This window comes from Nocardia sp. NPDC004068 (assembly GCF_042874315.1).
Taxonomy (GTDB): Bacteria; Actinomycetota; Actinomycetes; order Mycobacteriales; family Mycobacteriaceae; genus Nocardia.
In genome coordinates this window covers 197,858-204,720 of record NZ_JBIAMW010000013.1, presented here as the reverse complement: position 1 = coordinate 204,720, position 6,863 = coordinate 197,858, and the positions used below count along the sequence as shown (strand labels likewise).

Annotated in this window: 6 protein-coding genes and 1 pseudogene; 1 reads left to right on the top strand and 6 read right to left on the bottom strand. The window is 62.8% G+C overall.

Translation table 11 applies throughout. The features are described from left to right. Positions 1 to 185 precede the first annotated feature (185 nt). Entirely contained in the window at positions 186 to 596 is a 411-nt protein-coding gene (locus ACFYTQ_RS29315; RefSeq protein WP_387368036.1) for a hypothetical protein, read from the top strand. Positions 597 to 845: 249 nt separating this feature from the next. Here the strand turns inward: ACFYTQ_RS29315 and ACFYTQ_RS29310 are convergent, their stop codons facing one another. The 6 genes and pseudogenes from ACFYTQ_RS29310 to ACFYTQ_RS29285 form a co-directional block, all read right to left on the bottom strand. Further along, on the bottom strand, positions 846 to 1,811 hold the full coding sequence (locus ACFYTQ_RS29310; protein ID WP_387368033.1) for a hypothetical protein: 966 nt from the start codon (positions 1,809 to 1,811) through the stop codon (positions 846 to 848). Then, a complete protein-coding gene (locus ACFYTQ_RS29305) occupies positions 1,808 to 2,422 on the bottom strand; it encodes a hypothetical protein (RefSeq protein ID WP_387368063.1) in 615 nt (204 codons plus the stop codon). The genes ACFYTQ_RS29310 and ACFYTQ_RS29305 overlap by 4 nt, the downstream gene beginning before the upstream one ends. Positions 2,423 to 2,488: 66 nt before the next feature. Then, a pseudogene (locus tag ACFYTQ_RS29300) lies at positions 2,489 to 2,827 on the bottom strand (glycosyltransferase); the annotation flags it as partial. 6 nt (positions 2,828 to 2,833) lie between these two features. Next, on the bottom strand, positions 2,834 to 4,126 hold the full coding sequence (gene serS, locus ACFYTQ_RS29295) for a serine--tRNA ligase (RefSeq protein WP_387368030.1): 1,293 nt from the start codon (positions 4,124 to 4,126) through the stop codon (positions 2,834 to 2,836). A gap of 139 nt (positions 4,127 to 4,265) precedes the next feature. Further along, positions 4,266 to 4,778, bottom strand: coding sequence for a histidine phosphatase family protein (locus ACFYTQ_RS29290; RefSeq protein WP_387368027.1), 513 nt, complete (start codon positions 4,776 to 4,778; stop codon positions 4,266 to 4,268). A gap of 106 nt (positions 4,779 to 4,884) precedes the next feature. After that, the gene (locus ACFYTQ_RS29285) at positions 4,885 to 6,132 is read right to left on the bottom strand and encodes a methionine adenosyltransferase (RefSeq protein ID WP_387368024.1); all 1,248 of its coding nucleotides are present in this window, start codon (positions 6,130 to 6,132) and stop codon (positions 4,885 to 4,887) included. Positions 6,133 to 6,863 lie beyond the last annotated feature (731 nt).

Below are 6,863 nucleotides of genomic sequence, written 5' to 3'. Positions count from 1 at the left end.
CACACAAACACGACATGATCACGCGGTGGCCGCTCCACGTCCAGCCCACTGACCAGCAACACCATCGATCACGAAGTCCGGCTGGAGTACTAGCCGCCGATACGATCGCCGCGCCCCGTTACCGGGTGGATGTCCACGCGAGGATAACGTCAGCTCGACACGTCTACGGACTAGGAGAGCCACCCGTGGCCATCGAGCACGAAGCCAAGATCCTCGGCATAGACCCCGATACCGTCGAGCGCCGCATCCAGGAAAAAGGCGGACACAAACTCGGTGAGTGCTTCATGCGCCGCTACGTCTACGACATCACACCGGGCGACGAGTCCAAGTGGATCAGGCTGCGCGACAACGGAACTGGCATCAGGCTCGCGGTCAAAGAGATCACCAGCGACGCCATCGACGGCGCACAACTCGAACTCGACACCTGGCCACACATCCCGCCCTACCTCGAGATCGAAGCCGCCACCAAGGCCGACGTCATCCGCACCGCAGAACTTCTCGGATACACCGAATCCGACCTGACCGGCGAGAACACCATCAAGATCTACGCTCGTCACGGCATCGACCTCAACGCCATTCCCGCACTTCGCTTCTGACCGGGCTCATCTACCCATCTCACCGCTACGATGTCGGCGCCGAACAACGCGTGGGTCCGATCGCTTGCGCAAGTCCGACGTCAGTGATCGGGGCCGCGAGCCCCTGGTAGTAGGGCTGCCGCGCCATCCCAGCACCAGGCACGTCACCGCGACAGGGCTCACCGTGTGCTGCCACCCCGGAATGAGCGGCGATCTGCTGCAGCATCACCCTGGGGGCATCTCCTTACCTGAAAGCCTAGTTGCCCTGTATCAGGGAATGGCATCTTCAATCAACCGCACAACTTCGTACCAGGGCAGAGGCAGGGGCGCTACCAGCGACCAGAAGCCGTGTGCTGCACGGACCGCGCGGCTGACGCCGAAAGGAGTTGCCTCCCTCGGGATTCCGCCGAGTAGTCGGCGTATCGCTCCGCCGCATCCGCGGCTGGCGAGTGGGATCCCGCTGCCCAGTGCGAGGGTCGCTGTTCGCAGCGCGTCGAGAGTATTCGGTTCGTGTTCGGAAAGGCTCCCGTGCACGAGTTTCCGCCAATCACGACGGGTGAGTGCCCAATGGATTCGTTCGAGCCCTGACCCTAGATCGGTGACCATATGCCGGGGATCCTTTGCGTTCCACAGCAATACGCAGTCGCCGAGAGGCATTCCGTCATGGGCGATGTGCAGGGTGATGCCCTTGACCTGCCTGCGCTGCCACACGTCCAGATTTGCCTGCATCGTTAGATGCCCGGCGTGCAATCCGAGGTCGGAGAGAACGCCGATCCAATCGTCCAGAATTCTCGCGTGCTCGTGAAGGTCGGTGATTCGGCGGACGTGGGACAAGTTTACGAACGAGGTCAGGAAGCCATCGGCGAGTTGACCGTCTGGGCTGCGCTCGCCGGTGAACCTTACGACGGGTTGGGGTAGGAATCCCTCGCGGAAGACAAATGGTTTGCAGTGCTTCAGGTAAGGATCAAGCGCCTGAACCGCGGAGATGGTGAAGTCGGTTTCTCTTCCCCATCGAAGCGGCAGCGGCGGTGCACGGTGTACTCCTCGTGCGGCAAAGCTGGATTCGATTGCGGTGAGGAGTTCAGGCCACTCAGGCGATCGCCGCGGCGGGCGAAAGGTACCGATGGTTTGCCGGTATCGAATGTGGAGTCGGTTGCCGTCGTGCCGATACGACCAGTTCGGGCCGAGCCCGTCGCGGAATGCGTCAGGCAATCCGAGCGCGTGGTCGGTGGTCATGGGCGGGTAGCCAGTGCCTTGAAATGCGTTGCGGGGTCGAAACGTTCGAGCCCGATGGCCTGGACCGTGGAGGCGTCCATGAGGTCGGTCGTAGCGATAGCCTGGGCCAGGGCGTTTGCGGCGTGTTCATCGGTGCTGGATGGGTCGACGACGGCGACAGCTCCGGTGGCATCGCACAGCCCAACCTCGGCGCATGTGCCACTGCGCCACGCAAGCGCCGCGACAGGAGTGCCCGCGCGAAGCGACTCACCCAAAGTGGCCACCCCCGCCTCCACATAGCTTCGGCCGCAGGTGTAGACGCAAGTGGAGGCCCGAGCGAACGCGGCGGTCTTGGCAGGACCGCCGAGTTCACCGGCGATCTGAACGTGGTCTGATGCAAACAATTTGGCGTGTCGCCGGTAGTAGCCGCTGTCGAAGATCGGGCCGACGATGTGGATGCGGCGTCCCAGCAGCCCGGCCGCCATAACGGCGATGTGTGGGGATTTCTGCGAGTCCACACGGCCCACCCATACCAGGTCGGCACCGGGCACCGCGGGTGGTTCGGTTTCGTTCAGGCCGATCTGGACCGAGAGTGTGCGAATCGGGGCGTGCGCGCGATAGCGCTCGATCATCTCCGGGGAGTAGCAGTAGAGCCGACAGCGTTGTTGGTCGAATGTTCCGGGCTGGTGCCGGAAATCCGGATCATGTTGGAAAGTCACTATGTCGCAAGCTAATTCGTCGCCAACCGCACGCCAAGCGGGCAGCGAAGGGTACTCGTGACCGACGATGAGTAAGTCGTACCGGGCGGCCCGTAGCTCGGCTCTACTGGACGATCCGGGTTCGAGGTCTTCGAGTCGGTGGGGACGAATGATCCAGTCAGAAGACAACTCTGCACGCCAGGCGGGGCCGAGGAGGTGAACTTCGGCCCCGGATCGCCTGGCTCCCAGGGCCGTTGCCCACAGCCATCGTTCGATGCCGCCGTAACCGTGTGGTGGAAATGCGTAACTACCAGGAAAGTCGCAAACCCCAACGAGCACTGCGCATCACGATTCTGTCGTTCCATCCGGATTGATACGGCGGAAGCCGGTGAAAGGAACCAGCACCTCGGGTATCGACACCGAGCCGTCCTGCTGTTGGTTCTGTTCCAACAGGGCCGCCATGGTTCGGCCGATCGGCAGGCCGGAACCGTTCAGCGTCGCAGCGAACCCCTTCTTGCCGTCCTTGCTCTTGATGCGGATACTCGCCCTGCGAGCCTGGAAGCTGCCGCAATCCGAGCAGGAGCTGACCTCACGGTAGGTATTCTGGCTGGGAATCCATACTTCCAGATCGTAGGTGAACGTCGCCGCGAACCCCAGGTCACCGGCAGCGAGCTTGACGACTCGGTAGGCCAAACCCAGTTCGCGCAGGCATGTTTCGGCGTGCCCGAGCATTGTTTCCAGTTCGGCGCGCGACTGTGCGGGGTCAACGATGCGAACCATCTCGACTTTGCTGAACTGGTGCAACCGGATCAGGCCGCGGGTGTCACGACCGTACGAACCTGCCTCGGACCGGAAACACGGGGTCCATGCCGTGTAGGCATAGGGCAGTTCTTCGGTGGGCAGTACCTCTCCGGCGTGCAGATTGGTCAGCGGCACCTCAGCGGTGGGGATCAGGAACAGTTCCTTGTCCGCCAGCGTCGTGCGGAACAGGTCTTCCTCGAACTTCGGCAGCTGCCCTGTGCCCGTCATGGTCGGGCGGTTGACCAGATATGGAACCGAGACTTCCTCATAGCCGTGACGTCCGGTGTGCAGACTCAGGAAAAAGGTAGCGAGCGCGCGTTCCAGGACGGCTCCGGCGCCACGGGCGACGCTGAAGCGAGAACCGGCCAGCTTGGCAGAACGGCCGAAGTCGATTATGCCCGCGCTTTCGCCGATCTCGATGTGGTCGCGCGGGGTGAAGGAGAATGCCGGGGGCGTGCCGTGCTTGCGGATCTCGACGTTGAAGGTTTCGTCCACGCCATCCGGGGCGTCGTCAGCCGGGAAGTTCGGGATCGTCAGCAGCAGCTCGTGCAGTTCGGCATCGACCTTGTTCTTCTCGCTCTCGATCGCGTCGATCTGCTCAGTGAGAGACAGCGACCGTTCCCGCAGCTCGGTCGTATCGCCGCCCTTCTTGGCAGTGGCACCGAATTCGGCCGACACCTTCTTGGACTCGGAGCGCAGTGCGTCAGCGGCTTTGATCGAAGAATTGCGGCGCTCGAACAATTCGCCAATTACGGCTAGATCGAGCGTGTAGCCCCGCCGAGCGAGCCGGGTTACGGCCTCATCGCCCAGTTCGAGCAGGGTCCGTGCGTCATGCATTGGCTGCCTCGTCCGCGTTGTGAATGTGTTAGTTCAGTGCCGGTGCTCGGTGTTGAGGGTAGCAATATGGCCTCTCAGCTCCGAGGGGAATACCCGCAGGTCCACGACCCACCCGAGATCGTCACCGTATCGCGCGAGGTCATCGAGCCGTTCCGCCGTCACCGCACGCAGCTGATCGTCGCTCACCGCAACGACGGCCAGAGACCAATGAAAGCAGCAGCCCGTGGGCCACAACTATGCGGGGACCGGGCAAGGTCAGTGCAGCCCGCAGGCCGTGCATCAGTCCACCGATACCACCATGCTGGGATTCGCACGCTCCAGGCGGTACAGCCGCGGGGCCGTTCCCGGCCAACCATCGTGCGTACTCGACGAAGCTTTCGCCTTCGAAGACGCCGTAGTCGAGTTCGCCGAGGCGCGTTTCCGGCACAACACGGACACGGTTCTCCAGGAGCAGTTCAGCTGTGCGCACGCACCGCGGGAATGGACTCGCGACACAGTTCGCCATCTCGTCGATCGGGACCAGGGATCGTGTTGCGACACAAGCCTTTTCCCCAGTCATGGTGAGGGGTACGGGGACCGACGGATCCCCGTTGAGCCGAAACGCCGTGCTGTAGATGCTCTCCGCGTGCCGCAGCAGGTAGGTCGTGCTCACACCTGCCTCCAGAGACGCTCAGCAGATGGTTTCACGCGCCATCCCTTCAACAACTCCACGATAGACCCGCCCCGAGCGCGCCACGGAGATTTGTACCGGCGTGCGATCATGCCAATGTCACCTTGCCGGAGACGATTTCGTCCGTAAGGGCTGGAAAGCTCTCCAACGTCTCTCGCACCAACACGTTCACCTCGTGCAGCTGGATGGGAGCCATGGTTCGGACCAAGATGCGCCATGGCCGGTCGAGGCGCTGCCCCGTCGCGCTGACCATGTGCACCTCGGCGTAGCCGCCGGTTTCTCGAAATAGCTGCTCCGCCAACCGTTTAGCGGCGACGTTGTACAGCTTGCCGACGTGGTAGACCGGGTTCTTCCCGTTCGCGCCCTCGACGTTCATCGGCCGTAGGGGCGTGATGAGGCCGTTCACGCGGTTGCCGCGGCCCACCACACCCTCATCACCGGATTCGATCGAGCTTCCCGTGTACGTCAGGTACAGTTCGTCCCGTTCGGGAATGTCCCGGACGTTGATCCGGAATCGCGCCGGGACTGCCAGCGCCGCAGCGGCGGCCAGTCGAATGCACTCGGCGACAACAGCATCCTTGTTCGCCTCGTACTGCACACGGCTTGCGACATAGGCGGACTTCTGTGGGACGCAGGCGACCACGTCGAGTTCGTGAGCGGTGGCGTAGCACATCACCTTCACATCGGAGCCGCACCACGGATGGGCCTCGGTGAACGGGCTGACCCCCGAGAAGTGGTCGGCCAGCTCCCGAGCGAACCGCTCCACGGCACTGTCGGGAGCCCAGCCGGTTCCCAGGGAGGTGTCATTGGCAAGGCGGACTTGATGTTCCCGCAGGGCCGTTACTGTTTTGGGCGCGAACCAGTCGGTTCGCTCGGGTGCACCCGCCTCGGTGTGCACCGCGCCCGGACTCGAGTTGCTGGTGATATTGAGCTTGATGTCGAGGTGGCCCTCCAGTTCCGGCAACCTCTCGTGGAAGAAAGCGCGGACCGCGGCTTCTGCAAGCTCGTCCACCGCGATCGACTGGCCATCACAGGATCGCGTCGCCCGGCCGTTGACCAGAACGCGCACCGGCTCGAGCATGCGGCCCGCGCCGTACCGGACTTCGCTGGCACCGCCCAGTAGCGCCAGCTTGTCGAAATTATGGTGCAAGATCGCTCCGAACCGCGCGAGCGTGAAACGGCTGTAAACCCTCGACAGTTCCTCGGCCAGATGATCGGCCAGCGTATCGGGGTGGCCGAGGCCCTTCCGTTCGAGGATGACAGTGTCGGGGGGAGCCGGTATTGCGGTCTCCAGTTCGATTGTGCAGTCGTCGATTTCAGTACGGAACCGAGGCATGAATCCCCCAACTGGAAGCTCGCGTATGTGCATGACGCGCCAATGCGCCTGCCGCCGATCGCGATACGCAAGTACGACAGCGCATCTCTGTTCAGCGCGGGGAGAACCGTTCGCGCACCCATTCGGCTACCACGTTGCACAGTAGCACGGCCCGGCGACTCACGAGCTGGAGTTCTCTGCAAGAAGTATATGAAATTGGTTGCGCACCAATCGATTAGATTCACATCGCGCTGAAATCGACCTTGTCCCGTGTGCAGGGATGGCGATATCTCCTCCCTCACAAGGGGTTACGAATCTCCCCCATGACACCTGGATTATCGCCCGCATCGAGGTCATTTGCCGCATTTCATGGAGTCGAATGATCAAGGAGTCGAGCACCTTCCAACACGGCAAGGGTGAAGATTCAGGGGTTCCATGAGGGAATGGGGACAGTCGGTGGCCCGCCCGGCTGGAAACGGCCCCTTCGTACCCGGCTTCCTCGTTACGCTGCCGGAATGCCACGCCCTCACACTGCCCGCCGTGCGGTGACGTGCCATCTCGGCTCGTTGAAGTCCCGACGACGGGAAGCCCTGTTCGTCGTTTTCGCGCGAGCGGAGGAGGATGCAAGGATGAGTCCTGAAGATCCCGCCCGCTCCGTCCTCTTCAGCCACCCGAGCGACCCGGTCGAGACCTCGCCGGTCACGGACGGTCCCGTCCACCAACCCTGTTTCCGTAGTGCGTCCGGCCCGGCT